Below are 17,325 nucleotides of genomic sequence, written 5' to 3' on the forward strand. Positions count from 1 at the left end.
ATTGCTTCTTGGCGCAACAAATGGCCGCTTTTGTCGGCGTATTTCCGTTATCCTGAAGCGATACGCAAACCGATTTACACCACCAATGCGGTGGAAGCGGTACACCGTCAATTCCGCAAGCTGACCAAAACCAAAGGTGCGTTTCCCAATGAGGACAGTCTGCTGAAGCTTTTGTATGTCGGCATCAATAAGGCATCAGAAAAATGGACGATGCCCATACAGAATTGGGGGCAGGCGGTCAGCCAACTTTCCATTTATTTCGAGGGAAGACTCGATGATATAATCAAACTGTAGGATTTAACACTGACACAGAATTTTGAACGCCCTCGAAATACCCTGCGATTATCGTCGGACATCCCATGGGCGCGGTGAAAGAACAAAGTTCAAATCTATATGCCACAAAAATGGCTGAACAAGGATTTGTTACTTTGTCCGTTGATCTCGCCTTTTGGGGTGAGAGCGACGGCCAACCCCGAAATGCTGTAGCCCCCGAAATTTATTCCGAGACTTTCAGCGCAGCGGCAGATTATCTTGGTACTCGTTCTTTTGTTGACAGAAACCGAATCGGCGTTATCGGCATTTGCGGCAGCGGTAGTTTTTCCATCAGTGCCGCCAAGATTGATCCGCGCCTAAAGGCAATCGCCACAGTCAGCATGTATGATATGGGCGCTGCAAACCGCCACGCACTTAAAAATTCCCTGACTTTGGAGCAGAGAAAGCAGATCATCGCCGAGGCGGCGGAACAGCGTTATGTGGAATTTTTGGGCGGAGAAACCAAATACACCAGCGGTACAGTACATGAGATTAATAAAAATTCTAATCCCATTGAGATAGAGTTTTATGAATTTTACCGCACCCCGCGGGGTGAGTTCACGCCTGCAAGCTCTTCGCCCCTGCATACCACGCATCCAACCCTTTCCGGCAACACCAAATTCATGAATTTCTACCCCTTTAACGACATTGAAACCATTTCTCCGCGCCCAATGATGTTTATTGCCGGCGAAAATGCACATTCCATTGAGTTCAGCGAAGACGCATACAAGCGCGCGGGTGAACCGAAGGAGCTGGTAATCGTTCCCGGTGCAGGACACGTGGATCTTTACGACAGGGTGGGTATGATTCCTTGGGATAAACTGACGGCTTTCTTCAAGAAAAACTTGAAATAAGCAAATACAATTTCAGTGACAGAGAGGGCGGCATTTCAGCCCCCTCTTTGCTTGATGCAATTAATGTTATTGCCGCAAGCGTAAAGACGGCTGTGTTTTGCCTGTGAAATCCATTTTCTCAAGACCTTTTCAGCAATCACAAGCTCTTTTATCCATACAAAAATATCTTAAATAATGTACAAATTTCTTTGTCCATTGCTGCTTGCCTGTACTTCATCTTCCGGATTTGGCACAACCCACTTGAAATGACGAAGAACTTTTTTATTTCACTGTCTGCTGCGTCAAAAACGATTTTAAGCTTTGCAATTCCTGCAAAAACCGCGATAACTCCTGCAACGCACCTTCATAAACATCACGTTTAAAATCAATTACCTCATCAATCGGTGCCCAATATTGATGCCAACGCCAAGCATCGAACTCGGGGTGGTTGGTGGCGCGCAAATGCACATCGCTTTCACGCCCGACCAAGCGCAATAAATACCAAATTTGCTTTTGCCCTTTGTATGAACCGCGCCATTCCCGTTTCACCCAATGACTCGGCACGTCATAGCGCAGCCAATCGCGGGTGCGCCCCAAAATTTGTACGTGATGCGGCAATAGTCCGACTTCTTCCAAAAGTTCGCGGTACATCGCCGCTTCGGGGCTTTCTCCCGGTTTAATGCCGCCTTGCGGGAATTGCCATGAATGTTCGCGGATTCGTTTGCCCCAAAATACTTCGTTGCGCTGATTGGTGAGGATAATGCCAACGTTGGGGCGATAGCCTTCTCTGTCCAACATGATTATTCGCCCATAATGAATTAAAATGGACTGATTTTCGCATAAATGCGGCGGCTAAACCAGTTTAACCGATGTATCCGTGTGCGTATTGGAAAGCAATATTGATGACTGAAAATTCTTTGAATTTCAATAATGTGGATTGGTTTTTGCAAGCGCATTTGGCGGCAGTAACCGATGCGCGCTTGGCGGCGGTAAAAAAAATACCGCAAGAAATTGTGCTGGCAGGTGCAGATGGTGATGAAAGTTATCGGCGGCTGTCGGTGCGCTATCCGCAAGCACGGTTTACCGAATATGATGCGCGTGCCGACTGTCTTCAGGCTGCCTTAAAACGGCGCAAAGCAGCACAAAATCTTTGGCAGAAATTCACACAGGCTTTGCCGGCGCAAACCGCATCGCACAGGCTGCCTGAAACAGAATCTGCCGATATGGTGTGGAGCAATTTGGGTTTGCTGGCTCAGGATAATCCGATTGTGGTATTTGAAAACTGGGCAGCCGCTTTAAAACCGAATGGTATGCTGTTTTTTACCCATTTGGGCGCAGGTAGCCTAAAAGAAATTTTGGCTATCCGCCAAGGAGAAAATGCAGTATTTCATTCGTCGGTGTTTATGGACATGCACGACTTGGGCGATATGTTGTTTCACCACGGGTTTTACGATCCGGTTATGGACATGGATACGCTGACGCTACGTTATGCGGCTGCCGAACGTTTGATTGCCGATTTGCAAACAATTGGTGTGTGGTCAAAGCTGTATTCGGGCGACAAAAGCGCGGCAATCAGCGCGCTGACACAAGCCTTTGCCAAAGGTGAATGTAAAGAAATCACTTTGGAACTGGTTTATGGTCATGCCTTAAAGAAAATCAGGCTGCCTGAAAACACGGCTGAAGTACGATTTTATCCGGCAGCAAAAAATGATGCGTGAACCACCGTATCAATTGTTGCGTTCACGCCGAAAAACACTGCTGCTGTGTGTGAACCGTGAAGCACAATTGGTGGTGCGGGCACCGATGCGGCTGCCTGAAACACAAATTCGCGAATTTATTCGGCAAAAAAGCGATTGGATTAACAAAAAACAGCAGCAAATACGCGAACGCATTCAACAGCACCGTGTTTTGACTTTAACAGACGGCGAAACTGTGCCATTCTTGGGGCAGAATTATGTGGTGCGGCGTGAAAACACAGCTGAACCAATGTTTTCAAACGGCTGTTTATGGCTGCCGCAAACCATGACGGCAGCGGATTTTGCCGTTTGGCTGAAACAAGAGGCGCGGCAGTTTATCGGTTTGCGCACGGCATATTATGCGGCAATCATGAATCTGCGCTTTACTTCACTGAAAATCTCATCGGCACGGCGGCGTTGGGGGTCGTGCAATGGGCAGAATGGTTTGAATTTCTCGTTTCGTTTGGTGATGTGTCCGCCGTTTGCGGTGGATTATGTGGTGGTGCATGAATTGGCGCATATTGTTCACAAAAACCACAGCCCTGCATTTTGGGCGTATGTGGCATCCGTGATGCCGAATTACCGCGATGCCAAAATTTGGCTGCGCGACAACCACTGCATTATGGATATGATTTAGCAAAGCAGCAAAAACGTGCAGGCATTCTTTTTCAGGCTGCCTGAAAAAATAAAGAATATTGAAGATGAATCAGCCGCCATTGCAGGAAAATTTCAGGCAGTGCGGTAAGCCGTTTACCAAAACGTTGTTTGCTGATGCGCCAACGCAGGGAACATCACACCGCCGCAAGGCTGTTTGTACCTACACTGCCTATCAGATGCGTATGTTGCAACAGCATCACCTGCCCTGCACAGGCAACACCGATTTTCAGGCAACAGCCCGCCGTGCCACAGTTAAATGCACATTGGGGTGGTTTTTTGCCAGCAACATCAAAATTTTCTCTTCTGCCGGCTGCGCGGTTGTGAGCATGCAAGCATATTGATTTTTACCCACACGCCACAGATGAAAATCCACCACATCTTGCCATAAGCCTTGTTCTTGCAATGTCCGTGCAACACTGCGGCTGAAATGATCACCCATTTCCGCGTCCAACAAAATCTTGCCGCTGCTGACAAGTAAACCATACGCCCAACGCCCAACCAACACGCCGCCGATGATGCCCATAATCGCGTCCAGCCAATTCCAACCCAAAAATTTACCCGCCAGCAAAGCCAAAATCGCACAAATTGATGTGAGCGCGTCTGCCAATACATGAATATAAGCGGCACGCAAATTCAGATCGTGCCCTTGATGGCTGTGTTCATGCGCATGATGATGTGCACCGTGTTCATGGTCTTGGTGATCATGTTCATGCGCGTGGTCATGAGTATGGTGATGCGAATCGTTCAGCAGCCACACACTCAACACATTAACCACCAAGCCGACACACGCCACAATCAGGGCTTGATTGAACGCAATTTTTTGCGGTGAAAACAGCCTCTCTACAGACTCATAAGCCATACCAAACGCCACCAACAGCAACAATATTGCGCTGACAAATCCTGCTAAAACTTCAATTTTCCACGTACCAAATGCAAAGTGATCATTGTGTGCATAGCGTCTTGATGCCCAATAAGCAAACAGCGTGATGCCCATAGCAAACGCGTGGGAACTCATGTGCCAGCCGTCTGCCAACAGCGCAATCGAGTGAAATACCGTGCCTGCAATGATTTCCACCAGCATGGTAACAAGCGTTAGCAATAACACCCAAAACACCGCACGGCTGCCTGAAATATTGCTGTCGTCAAAACGGCGGTTGGCGGTACAAGGATAATTGAAAGCGTGGGATATTGTGGTATTCATGTTTTGAAATAGTGTGTTTACTGTTGAGAAAGGCATTAAAAACCATCGGAAAACCGATTAAAATTGAAAACAGCTGAAAGCCCAAGCATCGGTATTTTATTAAGCGTGATTCTTCCGCAATTTGTTCAGGCAGCCTTATGTAAAAACATCTCGGGCGGCAGCGTTGATGCGCTGGCAGTGAATATTGTCTTGGCGGGAGCAGCCTTATTGATTGTGTGCCATGTGCCGCGCTTAATGTGAATCGCAGACGACCATATTCTTGTCCAAGCAGGCGGATTAGAAGATGAGATAAAAACCGTGTCCCAAGACAATGGGGTTTTGCCTGAAAGTTTCTTTTTCCTGCATTAAAAATAATGGCAGATGACTCAAATCTTCCAAAGCAAATCCCATAAACGGTGAAACAATTCACCGTTTATGGTGATGGTGTAACTTCCCGACAAACGGACTACCGCTAACGGCTTCCCTGCATTGTTATTGTTAATGCCATTAAACCATCTAAATGCGCATCGGCATCACAATGTATTTGAAATTCGGATTGTCGGGAATGGTAAATAAAGTAGAGCGCATGGCATCGCCGAATGCCAGCTGCAATTCATCGGCATGGGTATTGCGCAACACGTCCATTAAATAGCTGATATTAAATGCCACTTCCAAGGCCTCGCCCTGATAAGCAATTTCCAATTCTTCCCGCGCTTCTTCTTGTTCACCGTTGCTGCAAGTAACGCTGAGTAAACCGGGCTGAATGTGCAGGCGCGCCCCGCGAATTTTTTCGTCTGCCAAAATAGCAGCGCGTTCCAGCGAACTCAATAATTGAATTCTGCTCACCAAAAAGATTTTGTCGTTATCCAGAGGAATAACGCGGTTGTAGTCGGGGAATTTACCGTCCACTACTTTGCTGACAATCACGGTATTGTTATGACGGAAACGCACTTGATTATTCAAAAGCTCAATCGTAATCGGCTCGCCAGGGTGATTGAGCAATTTAAACAACTCCAATACGGTTTTTCGCGGCAAAATCACTTCCGTTTTGGGTAGTTCGGCATCAACGCTGACTGCGGCATATGCCAAGCGATGACCGTCGGTTGCCACCAATCGCAATTGATCGCCTTCGGTTTGCATCAGTAAACCGTTGAGATAATAGCGAATATCTTGCACCGCCATGCCATACTGCACTTGTGAGAGCATTTCTTTAAACGCTTCCTGCGGCAAAGAAAACGCCGCACTCACGGCTTCGTCCACGCTCATCAGCGGAAAGTCTTCTGCCGGTAAAGTCTGCAAATTGTAGCGACCTTTGCCCGATTTCAATGTGAGCCGATTTTGCGCCCAATCCAAAGACACCGGCGCACCGTCGGGCAAGGAGCGCAAGATGTCTTGCAACTTTTTGGCATTGGTGGTGATGCGGAAATTTTCAGCATCGCTGTGCGGTCCGGCGGTATTAATTTGAATTTCCAAATCAGACGCCAGAAAATTGGTTTGTCCGTTTTGATTTTCCAACAAAACATTGGACAAAATCGGCAGGGTATGCCGCCGTTCCACAATACCGGTTACGGCTTGCAAGGGTTTGAGCAGTGCATCGCGCTCGGCTTGTAAAATCAACATGGTTTATCCTTTATTATTCCTGTGCAACCATTTAATTGCGCAGAATTTTTATTAATATGTCGTAGGCTTTTTCGGTTTCTGTGTCTGTTTGGCGCAGTTTATCAATACTTTTCGTTGCGTGCATCACCGTGGTGTGATCACGGCCGCCAAAACCAACACCAATGGCGGGCAAACTCAAACTGGTTAATTCTTTTGCCAATTTCATCGCCATTTGGCGCGGGCGAACAATATTGCGTGTGCGCTTCTTACTCATGATGTCGCTCACGCTGACACCATAATATTTTGCCACGGTACTTTGAATATTTTCCAAAGTCATTGGTTTGTGGTGGCTGTTGAGAATATCCTGCAAGGCTTCCGTTGCCAAACCAACATCAATCGGCCGTTTGGCAAAACGGCTTTGCGCCGCCACGCGTTTGAACGCGCCTTCCAATTCGCGCACATTGCTGCGTATGTGTTTGGCAATGAAAAAAGCCGCTTCGTCTTTCAATTTCACCGCACTGATTTCGGCTTTTTTCTGCAAAATCGCCACACGCATTTCCAATTCAGGCGGTTCTAACTCCACGGTTAATCCCCATGAAAAACGTGATTTTAAGCGATCATCCATGCCGTCAATATGAGTGGGCATGGTATCACAAGTGAGAATAACTTGTTTTTTAGCATCAATTAAGTGATTGTACACATAGAAAAACTCTTCCATGGTACGGTCTTTGCCGGCAATGAATTGCACATCGTCCAAAATCAATAAATCAAATTGCTGATATTGCGTGCGCATAACTTCAAATGATTTTGCCTGAAACGCGCTCATGATGCCGCGGATAAATTCATCGGCATGAATATAACGAATCCGTGTTTTGGGTTTGAGTTTAAAAAGCTGATTACCGATTGCCTGCACCAAGTGGGTTTTGCCCAAACCCGTACTGCCGTACACAAAAAACGGGTTATACATGGGATTACCGGGTGCTTCCGCAATGGATACAGCAGCGGCATACGCCATGCGGTTGCCTTTGCCTTGCACCAAAGCGGCGAAAGTATGATCCGGATTCAGATTGGTATCAATATAACGTTTTAATTGTGCTTCGTTTTTTTCTTTTTCTTTATGGCTTTTGTCTGAACCATCGCTTTTATCTGAGACTTCCTCCGTTGTTTTGGCAGGCTTAGCAGACAACTCGGCAAGGTCGGCAGAAGACGGCTTACTGCCCAATTCTCCCATGCGTTTTGCCACAATATCCAACGCGCTTTCATTGCGTTTGGCGGCTTTGTGCGGCTGCGGCTTTTCTTTTGTATGGCTGGCGGTTTTTATGGTTGATGTCTTTTCAGGCAGCCCGTTTACCGACAGCGCAGGTTGAGGCGGTGCAATTTCGGCAGTTATTGCCTTGCCTTTGCCGATTTTTAATACCAGCGGTTTTTCGTTATCTGAAGCCGTTTGATTGGCGGCTGCCTGAATTTTGTCCCAAAAGTGCTGGCGGATATAGTTAAAGCCAAAGGCATGAGGCGCAAAAACCACACGCTCACCATTTTCTTCACCCACAGTTAAGGGCGCAATCCACATATTGTATTGCTGTGCAGAAAGATCTTGCTGAAGTGTCAGCAAACATTGCGGCCAAAGTTGGACAAAAGTCATGTAGTGAATCTTTAAAAATACAATGGGTGTATTGAGCACCGATACAAAGCATAGCGGCGAAACGGCATCAAGCACACAGCAAGAAAATACAGCAGCGTTGTGTTCGTTTCAAACAAGCCGCCATTCTGAAAACCAATGAAAAAATCGCTGTCATACCGTGCAGAATTAAGTTTGTGATTATAACGAACATTCTGTTCGCCAGCCAGATTTACCGCCCAAACATCGCCAATGATTTTTCAATTCATTTCTATTTTTAAAACAGCCAAATGTAAATCACATGGCAATAAATTATGAATATTGTTAAGATTAGAAAAATAGCAACACATAAACCCATGTGTTTCTTTTCAAATTTATTTTATTCAAAAAAACAGGACGTGAGAAATGCTGAAAAACTTAAAATACACCATGGCTTCATTGGCCGTTTTGGCGGCTCTTTCTGCTTGCGGCGGCGAACAGCAAGCGGCATCTGCTGAAAATACAGCTTCGGCAGCAGCTTCGGCAGGCGATACCCTGCAAAAAATCAAAGATTCCGGCACCATTGTGTTGGGCTACCGTGAATCATCTATTCCATTTTCTTACGTTGCCGACCAACCCGGCCAGCCCGTAGGCTATGCGCATGACTTAGAAATGAAAATTGTTGATGCGGTGAAGAAAGAATTGGGGCTGCCTGAATTAAAAGTGCGCTACAACCCGATTACCTCACAAAACCGCATTCCTTTAACCGTAAACGGCACCATTGATGTGGAATGCGGTTCTACCACCAACAATGCCGAACGTCAAAAACAAGTTGCCTTTTCTGTGGCATTTTTTGAAATCGGCACACGTTTAATGGTGGGAAAAGGCTCAGACATTAAAGACTTTACCGATTTAAAAGGCAAAACCGTTACCACCACGGCGGGAACAACTTCCGAGCGTTTGCTCAAAGCGTATGACGAATCCCAAAAAATGGGCATGAACATTATTTCCGCCAAAGACCACAACGAAGGCTTCTTGATGCTGCAAAACGGCCGCGCCCAAGCCTTTATGATGGACGACGTGCTGCTGGCGGGCGAACGCGCCAAATCAGCCGATCCCGCAAAATGGGAAATTGTCGGCAAACCGATGTCTTTTGAACGCTACGGCTGTATGCTGCGCAAAGACGACGCAAGTTTCAAAACCGTGGTTGATAACGCATTGACTGAAACCTACAAATCCGGAGAAATCAATACCTTATACAGCAAATGGTTTGAACAGCCGATTCCGCCCAAAGGCATGAATATGCAGTTCCCGATGTCTGAATTGGTGAAAAGCATTATTGCCACACCCACTGACGCAGCAGCAGAATAACGCAGATTATCCGGTGGTCATGCTTTTAAGACAGGCTGCCTGAACGTTTTCAGGCAGCCTGTTTACTTAACAAACAAACCATACGGATTGTATATAAAATAAAACATATATTGGCACGGCATCAGCCGTTTTAAGGACTCTCATGAATTACACTTGGAATTGGGGCGTGCTGCTTGACCCAACCGGTGTCGGCAATCAAATCTATCTGCAATGGCTGTTAAGCGGCATCGGTTGGTTACTGCTGATTGGCGGTTTGGCATGGGTCATCGCGCTGATTTTAGGCACGGCACTGGGCATTATGCGTACCCTGCCTTCTCCGAGCGCGCGGCGATTTGCAACAGGCTATGTAACCCTGTTTCGCAATATACCGCTCTTGGTGCAGTTATTTTTCTGGTATTACGTTGTACCGAATTATTGGAGCGAAGGCTTGCGCCAATGGTGGTATTACGATTTATCGCCCAACACCTCGGCTCTGATTTCAGCCGCCATCGGTTTGGGTTTATTTACAGCGGCGCGGGTGTGTGAACAAGTGCGCACAGGAGTTGAAGCCCTGCCGCGCGGACAGGCGCAAGCCGCACGCGCTTTGGGGTTTTCTGCTGCCGATGTGTATCGTACCGTGCTATTGCCGCAGGCGTTTCGCATTATTTTGCCGCCTTTAACTTCGGAACTCACCAACTGCTTTAAGAATGCGTCGATTGCATCTTTGGTGGGGGTGGCAGAACTCGTCAGCCAAACCAAAACCATTTCCGAATATTCGCAAAGCACTTTTGAAATCTACACCTACGCCACATTGGTTTATATCGTCATCAACATGGCACTGTTCGCACTGATGGCGTATCTGGAACGGCGTTACCGCGTTCCGGGCTTAATGAATGCAAAAGGATAATCATGGTTTTCGGTTTAACAGAATTATCAGCCGCGTGGCCGGGCTTGTGGGCAGGTGCAAAAACCACCGTTGCCATTACTTTTTTATCTATTGTGGGCGGCTGCTTTATCGGCACTTTGCTGGCATTGGCGCGGTTATCGTCGATTAAGGCTTTGTCGTGGGCGGCAACCGCTTACGTCAATTTTTTCCGCTCCATTCCCAAACTTTTAACCATTATTTGGCTTTACTATGCGTTTCCGCTGATGTATCGCTGGGTAACCGGTTCATACGTTAATTTTGATACCGCATTTATGGCGGGCGTGGTGGCGTTTTTGATTTTTGAATCGGCTTACTTTTCCGAAGTGGTGCGCGCCGGTATTCAATCGGTTGCCAAAGGGCAAATGTATGCCGCCAAAGCCTTGGGCATGACCTACGCACAATCCATGCGCTTGGTGATTTTACCGCAGGCATTTCGCAAAATGACACCGCTTTTGCTGCAAGAGAGCATTATCTTGTTTCAAGACACCACTTTGGTGATTTCAATCGGCTTAATGGACTTCTTCAACGCCGCCAATGTGCGCGGACAACTCATGGGCTTATTGCCGCAATACATTATTTTTGCGGGCGTGGTCTATTTTATTGTCAGCTCGATTTGCAGTTACGGCGTCAAACAAATTCACAAAAGAATGCACGTATAAATAAGGACAAAGCATGGCAAATAACTCGGAAAACAAGGCAATGATTGACATTCAAAATGTCAGTAAATGGTATGGTGATTTCCAAGTCTTAACCGATTGCACCGCCGCCATTCACAAAGGTGAAGTGGTGGTGGTGTGCGGTCCTTCCGGCTCGGGAAAATCCACTTTAATTAAATGTGTAAACGGTTTAGAGCCGTTTCAGCAAGGCGATGTCATCGTCAACGGCATTTCAGTCGGCAACCCCAAAACCGACCTGCCCAAACTGCGCAGCCATGTCGGCATGGTGTTTCAGCACTTTGAACTTTTTCCGCATTTGAGCATCACCGATAACTTAACCGTTGCCCAAATCAAAGTATTGGGACGCAGTAAAGCCGAAGCCGTAAAAAAAGGGCTGGCATATCTTGACCGCGTCGGCTTGGCGGAACAAGCCAACAAATACCCGGCGGAATTGTCGGGCGGACAGCAGCAGCGCGTTGCCATTGCCCGCGCACTGAGCATGGATCCGATTGTGATGCTGTTTGACGAACCCACTTCCGCGCTGGACCCGGAGATGGTGAACGAAGTATTGGACGTGATGGTGAGCCTTGCCAAAGACGGCATGACCATGATGTGCGTAACCCATGAAATGGGTTTTGCCCGCCAAGTTGCCAACCGTGTGATTTTTATGGATCAAGGACGGATTATGGAAAATTGCAGCAAAGACGAATTTTTCGGCACAACACGAGGCGAACGGGCACAGCAATTTTTATCAAAAATTCTCAACCACTGATTTTTTCGGCATAATATACATCGCCCGCCATCATTGCGCATTGGCGGGCGATTATTCTGTTTTAACGCATTCACTTCGCCGCTTTGCAAATATTTTTTCGCAAAGCAAACACATTATTTTGGCAGCCTGAAAGTTCAGTATGAGTAAATTCAGTACCAAACCTTATTTATTGCGTGCCATTTACGAATGGTGCATCGACAGCAGCTTCACACCGCACATCGCCGTATGGGTCAATGAACACACACAAGTTCCCATGCAATACGTTCGCGATAATCAAATCATTCTCAACATCAGCCCGTCTGCTTGTCAAAATCTGGTCATCGATAATGAATGGATTAATTTCACCGCCCGTTTCAGCGGCGTGGCGCATGAAATTTGGATTCCGGTCGGTCAGGTCGGCGGCATCTTTGCCCGAGAAAACCACAAAGGCATGGGCTTTGAAATTGAGCCGCCCGAAACCAAAACCGAATTATCCATGACACATGACGAAGCCAACCCCAAGAACACCAAATCACCTAAATCACCCAAACCACAAACAGAACCGCCGAAAACACCACCCGAAACCAACAACACCGCAAAACCCAAAAGCAAATTGAAAATCGTGAAATAGCCCAAACCGCTTTCAGGCTGCCTGAAAAATTCTTTAAAACCATTTAAAAAAAGACGCCCATCATGACCCAAACCACCTCCTACACCGCACCCGATGAAAACGGCTTTTTCGGACAACACGGCGGCATGTACGTTTCGGAAACACTGATTGCCGCGCTCACCGAACTCAAACAAGAATACGCCAAAGCCAAAGCAGACCCTGAATTTTGGGCATGTTTTTACCACGATTTAAAATACTACGTTGGCCGCCCCAGCCCCGTTTACCACGCCGAACGCCTGTCAAAACATTTGGGCGGCGCGCAAATTTATTTAAAACGTGAAGACCTCAATCACAGCGGTGCACACAAAATCAACAACACCATTGGTCAAGCCTTGCTGGCTCAGCGCATGGGTAAAAAACGCGTTATCGCCGAAACCGGCGCGGGGCAGCACGGCGTGGCTTCCGCCACCGTTGCCGCCCGTTTCGGCATGGAATGTGTGGTGTTTATGGGTGCAGAAGACATTCAACGCCAAGCACCGAATGTTTATCGCATGAAATTGCTCGGTGCAAAAGTCGTTGCCGTTGAATCGGGTTCAAAAACCCTGAAAGATGCCATGAACGAAGCCATGCGCGAATGGGTGGCACGTGTGGACGATACGTTTTACATCATCGGCACAGCGGCAGGTCCCATGCCTTATCCTAAAATGGTGCGCGACTTTCAATGCGTTATCGGCAACGAAGCGCGCGAACAAATGCAAGCCTTGATTCACCGCCAGCCCGATGTTGCCGCAGCCTGCGTTGGCGGCGGTTCAAACGCCATCGGCTTATTTTATCCCTACATCAACGACACCGCCGTGCGCTTGGTCGGCGTAGAAGCCGGCGGCTTGGGACTTTCAGGCAGCCAACATGCCGCACCGATTTCATCAAACAGCCCTGTTGGCGTATTGCACGGCTTTCGCAGCTATTTAATGCAAGACGAATTCGGGCAAATATCCGCCACCCATTCTGTATCCGCTGGCTTGGATTACCCGGGCATTGGTCCTGAACACAGCCATTTACACGACATCAACCGCGTGGAATACACAGCTGCCGACGACAAAGCCGCATTAGATGCCTTTCATGCCCTGTGCCGCTTTGAAGGCATTATCCCCGCCCTCGAAAGCAGCCACGCATTGGCTTGGGCAATGGAAAACGCACCCAAAATGGATAAAAACCAAGTCATTTTGGTGAATCTATCCGGACGCGGAGACAAAGACATCAACACCGTGGCAAAATTAGACGGGATTGGCTTGTAACAAAAATAAATTTAAAATTAAGCAAGATTTAATGTATTCCAAGAATTATCTGATCAATTTTTAAAAATATATTAGCTTAATTTTTAAAATTGTATTCTAAAAAATCTCATGCTATTATTATTTATCAAATAATAATATATATTAAAATGTAATAATTATATCATTATTACATTTACTTAAGAGGAAAATGGCTATGAAAATTGATTTAAAAATGGCTACTGAGAGATTATTCCCTGCACAGAAAATTTCTTTTAACATGATTTATGAAGAAGCTATAGCTAATGCTTTAGATGCAGGTGCAACTGATATTAAAATTAGCCTGAAATATAATAAAAAAGAAAAAAATGAAAAATTATCCTATCTTATTATTCAAGACAATGGAGAGGGTTTTACAAATGAAAATTTTAGACAATTTAGTAATCTAATGGAAGCTAAAGATCCAATTCACAAAGGTCAAGGGCGTTTAGTTTATCTACATTACTTTAAAAAAAATTACTTTTAGTAGTATTTTTAAAGAGAATGAAAAATTTAAAGAAAGAAATTTTGATTTTGATTTTGATTTTGATTTTGATTTTGATGGGAATGACAATTCATCAGAGACTTATAAAACAAACATAGGCACAAAAATTACATTTCAAAAAGTAAGAGGCAATATAAATACGAGTAATTACAAGGCAGATTATATCGAAGAGTTTTTAATTCAAAAATTCCTACCGTATTTTATTAAATTTAAAGATAAAAATAATAATTTCAAAATATCAATTACCTCTGACTTTGACGATAAGCAGGTAGTAAGTATTATTTCACCTGAAAATTTACCTAAATTTGAAAAAAAAGAATTGAAAGAATTGGATTATCATAATTTTAAAAGTAAAGAGCTTTCTACTGATCTTTTTAAAAAACCTTTAACACTTTACTATTACATAGATACAAATATGCAGCAGTCATCTGTATCTACATTGGTAGCAATTGATAACAGAACGATTGCACGAAATATCATTGATAAAGATAACTACCCACATGGAGTAGAAGCTATATTTTTTATTTACTCAGAAAACCTTTCAGGTAAAATTGATCCTATTAGACAAGATTTAACTTTACCCCCAGAAGATTTAAATGTAATTGATAATATTTTCAGAAAATATATTGCTGAAATATTTATAGAAAAAAATTCCATGCTTTGAAGAACAATATACTTCTGAAAAAAAACATTTAGAAAAAATGTATCCTCATTTAATGAAATATATCGAAGAAAAAGAAATTTTTTTTAAATCTAGCAAAGATATTGTAACCAATGGGCAGGCAAAATTTTTTAATGACCAAAGAGAGTTACTAGAAAAAAAAGAATTAACTAAAGAAGATTATGAAAAATCCTTAGATTTATCTGCTCGAAATTTGACAGAATATATTATCTTTCGCCAAATACAAATTGATAGGCTAAAAAAAGTAACATCAGAGGATAAAGAAGAGGTGATACACAACTTGATTAGCCCAAAAGGTAATTTTTATCCCAACAAGGAAGTAAATAAAGGATTATTTGCTAATAATGCATGGATATTGGATGACAGATTTATGTCATTTACTTATGCAGGTAGTGATAAAACTCTAAAAGAATTATCAGCCAATATACCTATTTTTGACAATTCAGTACCCTCTTCTCAATCTTTAGATAGACCTGATTATGTATTACTTTTTTCAAATCGTTTAGATGAAACACATAAAAATGTAGATGTTGTGGTATTTGAGTTTAAAAAATTAGGTATGGCACAATATAATGCCAGCATTGCTAAAGATCAATTATTGAATTATGCAAGCAAATTGAAAAAAATATGTCCAAAAATAAACAAGGTATGGCTTTATGCTTTGATTGAATTTAATGAGAACATTCGGGAGATATTAAGAAATGACGAATATAAAGAAAAATTTTCAGTTCATGGAGAAGTGTGGTCAAAGTATAATAATCCTCTATCACTGGAAATTTCATTCTTAGATTTTATGACACTGGTTAATGATGCTGACAGCAGAAATAAAGTATTTATGGATATTTTGAGAGATAAATTTATTGAGACATAATTTACTAGGATCATTTTTTTAGAGGACGTTTAAAATTCTGTGTCAGGGGTAAATTCTACAGTTTGATTATATCTATTCAGCCAACGACCAAGTGAATTATCAAGCACAGTATTAAGTCAATGCAATAATTACTTGCTGCATAGAATTAAAAAATAATGGGGAATTATTTCCAATTCCTGTTGAAATACAAGTCTATAAACCTAAAAAGGATAATGACACAACTGCGACACCTCAAACTAAAAATAAAGAGGGCGTGATGTGTAAAACTCAAGCTCATTGCTCTTTGAAAGGGTTTAATAGCTGCGCACCTGTGTGTGCAAAGTCTTTTGTATTTCGTGTTACAACGATTAAGCCATGTTGAATAGCGGTAGCAGCAATCAAACTATCCGCTAATCCTTTTTTGTCGGGAACGTGCATGGCTACACAAAGCAAAGCTGTTTCCGCTTCGATTGCTAAAATTTTTCCGTTAAATTGAAGTTTGACCACGTTTTCCAGCCAACGGCGATAAACAGCCCCTTGCTGCGCATCTTGTTTCTCAAGATTTAACGTACCGCGCTCCAATTCAAAAAGAGTAATTGCGCTAATGTACATCAATGCTTTGCTGTATTGTTTTGCCCAAGTTTCTACGCCTGCGTCCGCGCGTCCTGTGTTAATTTTTCGGATTTCAGAAATAACGTTTGTATCCAGTAAATACATGGCTTATCCCTGAAATTCTCGTGATTCGATGTACGCTCGTTCAAATTCAATATCCACTTCAAGCGCTTCATTTTCGGGAGCGGCTAAGGCTTCAGCGATGCTTTGGTCTTTTTCGTTTAGCTTTTGATAGTCATCGTAATTCAATAACACATAAGCCAACTTTCCCCGATTGGTAATAAATACGGGACTTTCCTCACATTGCCGCTGCGCTCTGCTGACTTGTCGGTTAAATTCTTGGCATGTCATCATTTGGTTCATAAAAACCTCCAATACCCAATAGTAGTAAAGTAACTACTATTGTACAATCTTCACATGCTTGTTGGGTGATTTTTTCTGCTGACACGAAAAACAACCACCGAAAAATACCGATTTCAGGCTGCCTGAAAAATGAAGTGTCGATATTTCTGCCGAAGCTGGCTTTTTCAGCCCGCTTTTTCAACACGCTTTAAACGCAAACACGCCGCTGATTCTATTCCCTTTCCTTAAAAAAAACCGTATAATACAAAAGTTTTTCAAAACACCGAGAAATGGCCGCACGGCCATTTTTTTATTGCTGTAGGGTATGCAAACGCATGAATATACAAGATATTTTAAATCAAACTCTGCCGGGGCTTGGCTATGAACTGGTGGATTATGAGCTGACTGCTCAAGGTGATTTGCGCGTGTTTATTGACAAAGACGGCGGCATCACCGTAGATGATTGTGCAACGGTGAGCAATCATTTAAGCCGCGTGTTTTTGGTGGAAGAAGTGGATTACCAACGTTTGGAAATTTCCAGCCCGGGCTTAGATCGTCCTTTGAAAAAATCGTCGGATTTCGCACGTTTTGCCGGACATTTAGCAAAAATAAAAACCCGTTTACCCATTGACGGGCAGAAAAATTTTGTCGGCCGCATCAACGGTATTGATGACGCGCAAGTTGTCAGCATCACTTTAGAAGAGGCCAATGAAGTGCGCAAAGCCAAGCGAACCAAAACAGTTGGCAAAACCATCGGCATTGATTTTCATAATATTGACAACGCTCGTTTAAAACCCGAATTTTAGTATTTTTATTTT

Annotated in this window: 21 protein-coding genes; 15 read left to right on the forward strand and 6 right to left on the reverse strand. The window is 44.1% G+C overall.

Going from position 1 to position 17,325, the window contains the following annotated elements:
• Both Q384_RS06080 and Q384_RS06085 read left to right on the forward strand, forming a co-directional pair.
• A partial coding sequence (locus Q384_RS06080) for a transposase (RefSeq protein WP_037586586.1) occupies positions 1-294 on the forward strand: 294 nt, incomplete at its 5' end.
• 47 nt (positions 295-341) lie between these two features.
• Entirely contained in the window at positions 342-1,166 is an 825-nt protein-coding gene (locus Q384_RS06085) for an alpha/beta hydrolase (RefSeq protein WP_084224411.1), read from the forward strand.
• Positions 1,167-1,427: 261 nt separating this feature from the next.
• Here the strand turns inward: Q384_RS06085 and Q384_RS06090 are convergent, their stop codons facing one another.
• Positions 1,428-1,943, reverse strand: coding sequence for an RNA pyrophosphohydrolase (locus Q384_RS06090; protein WP_037586587.1), 516 nt, complete (start codon positions 1,941-1,943; stop codon positions 1,428-1,430).
• Between the two features lie 104 nt (positions 1,944-2,047).
• On the opposite strand from Q384_RS06090, the gene Q384_RS06095 reads away from it, so the two are divergent.
• Positions 2,048-2,863: a methyltransferase domain-containing protein gene (locus Q384_RS06095; RefSeq protein ID WP_037586588.1), complete on the forward strand. Its 816-nt coding sequence runs from the start codon at positions 2,048-2,050 to the stop codon at positions 2,861-2,863.
• On the forward strand, positions 2,853-3,518 hold the full coding sequence (locus Q384_RS06100; protein WP_037586589.1) for a M48 family metallopeptidase: 666 nt from the start codon (positions 2,853-2,855) through the stop codon (positions 3,516-3,518). The genes Q384_RS06095 and Q384_RS06100 overlap by 11 nt, the downstream gene beginning before the upstream one ends.
• A gap of 246 nt (positions 3,519-3,764) precedes the next feature.
• On the opposite strand, the gene dmeF is transcribed toward Q384_RS06100, so the two are convergent.
• Positions 3,765-4,739 carry a CDF family Co(II)/Ni(II) efflux transporter DmeF gene (gene dmeF, locus Q384_RS06105; protein ID WP_037586590.1) on the reverse strand — a complete coding sequence of 325 codons (975 nt, stop codon included), beginning with the start codon at positions 4,737-4,739 and terminating at the stop codon, positions 3,765-3,767.
• Between the two features lie 63 nt (positions 4,740-4,802).
• Between dmeF and Q384_RS13255 the strand changes: the two genes are divergently transcribed.
• Positions 4,803-4,979, forward strand: coding sequence for a hypothetical protein (locus tag Q384_RS13255; protein WP_156956476.1), 177 nt, complete (start codon positions 4,803-4,805; stop codon positions 4,977-4,979).
• A gap of 255 nt (positions 4,980-5,234) precedes the next feature.
• On the opposite strand, the gene dnaN is transcribed toward Q384_RS13255, so the two are convergent.
• Complete coding sequence (gene dnaN, locus Q384_RS06110) at positions 5,235-6,338, reverse strand: DNA polymerase III subunit beta (RefSeq protein ID WP_037586591.1); 1,104 nt, start codon at positions 6,336-6,338, stop codon at positions 5,235-5,237.
• 31 nt (positions 6,339-6,369) lie between these two features.
• Positions 6,370-7,959: a chromosomal replication initiator protein DnaA gene (gene dnaA / locus Q384_RS06115; RefSeq protein WP_037586592.1), complete on the reverse strand. Its 1,590-nt coding sequence runs from the start codon at positions 7,957-7,959 to the stop codon at positions 6,370-6,372.
• 381 nt (positions 7,960-8,340) lie between these two features.
• Between dnaA and Q384_RS06120 the strand changes: the two genes are divergently transcribed.
• From Q384_RS06120 to Q384_RS12635, 9 genes are all read left to right on the forward strand, one after another.
• The gene (locus Q384_RS06120; RefSeq protein WP_037586593.1) at positions 8,341-9,285 is read left to right on the forward strand and encodes a glutamate/aspartate ABC transporter substrate-binding protein; all 945 of its coding nucleotides are present in this window, start codon (positions 8,341-8,343) and stop codon (positions 9,283-9,285) included.
• A 142-nt stretch (positions 9,286-9,427) separates the two neighbouring features.
• Positions 9,428-10,171: an amino acid ABC transporter permease gene (locus Q384_RS06125; protein WP_037586594.1), complete on the forward strand. Its 744-nt coding sequence runs from the start codon at positions 9,428-9,430 to the stop codon at positions 10,169-10,171.
• Between the two features lie 2 nt (positions 10,172-10,173).
• A complete protein-coding gene (locus tag Q384_RS06130; RefSeq protein WP_037586595.1) occupies positions 10,174-10,848 on the forward strand; it encodes an amino acid ABC transporter permease in 675 nt (224 codons plus the stop codon).
• Between the two features lie 40 nt (positions 10,849-10,888).
• Entirely contained in the window at positions 10,889-11,617 is a 729-nt protein-coding gene (locus Q384_RS06135) for an amino acid ABC transporter ATP-binding protein (RefSeq protein WP_156956477.1), read from the forward strand.
• Between the two features lie 139 nt (positions 11,618-11,756).
• A complete protein-coding gene (locus Q384_RS06140; protein WP_037586597.1) occupies positions 11,757-12,227 on the forward strand; it encodes a ClpXP protease specificity-enhancing factor in 471 nt (156 codons plus the stop codon).
• Positions 12,228-12,289: 62 nt separating this feature from the next.
• Entirely contained in the window at positions 12,290-13,501 is a 1,212-nt protein-coding gene (trpB, locus tag Q384_RS06145) for a tryptophan synthase subunit beta (RefSeq protein WP_037586598.1), read from the forward strand.
• A 193-nt stretch (positions 13,502-13,694) separates the two neighbouring features.
• Positions 13,695-14,003 carry an ATP-binding protein gene (locus Q384_RS12625; RefSeq protein WP_051940536.1) on the forward strand — a complete coding sequence of 103 codons (309 nt, stop codon included), beginning with the start codon at positions 13,695-13,697 and terminating at the stop codon, positions 14,001-14,003.
• A 337-nt stretch (positions 14,004-14,340) separates the two neighbouring features.
• Positions 14,341-14,685, forward strand: a complete 345-nt coding sequence (locus Q384_RS12630; protein ID WP_051940539.1) for a hypothetical protein — start codon at positions 14,341-14,343, stop codon at positions 14,683-14,685.
• A gap of 52 nt (positions 14,686-14,737) precedes the next feature.
• Positions 14,738-15,574, forward strand: a complete 837-nt coding sequence (locus tag Q384_RS12635; protein WP_051940542.1) for a hypothetical protein — start codon at positions 14,738-14,740, stop codon at positions 15,572-15,574.
• Positions 15,575-15,847: 273 nt separating this feature from the next.
• Here the strand turns inward: Q384_RS12635 and Q384_RS06155 are convergent, their stop codons facing one another.
• Together Q384_RS06155 and Q384_RS06160 are read right to left on the reverse strand one after the other, a co-directional pair.
• Positions 15,848-16,270 (reverse strand): type II toxin-antitoxin system VapC family toxin, encoded by a 423-nt coding sequence (locus tag Q384_RS06155; RefSeq protein WP_037586599.1) that lies wholly within the window; start codon positions 16,268-16,270, stop codon positions 15,848-15,850.
• Between the two features lie 3 nt (positions 16,271-16,273).
• The gene (locus tag Q384_RS06160; protein WP_037586600.1) at positions 16,274-16,528 is read right to left on the reverse strand and encodes a type II toxin-antitoxin system Phd/YefM family antitoxin; all 255 of its coding nucleotides are present in this window, start codon (positions 16,526-16,528) and stop codon (positions 16,274-16,276) included.
• A gap of 314 nt (positions 16,529-16,842) precedes the next feature.
• Between Q384_RS06160 and rimP the strand changes: the two genes are divergently transcribed.
• Positions 16,843-17,313, forward strand: coding sequence for a ribosome maturation factor RimP (rimP, locus tag Q384_RS06165; protein WP_037586601.1), 471 nt, complete (start codon positions 16,843-16,845; stop codon positions 17,311-17,313).
• The last annotated feature ends 12 nt before the right edge of the window (positions 17,314-17,325 follow it).

Source organism: Stenoxybacter acetivorans DSM 19021 (assembly GCF_000745895.1).
Classification (GTDB): Bacteria; Pseudomonadota; Gammaproteobacteria; order Burkholderiales; family Neisseriaceae; genus Stenoxybacter; species Stenoxybacter acetivorans.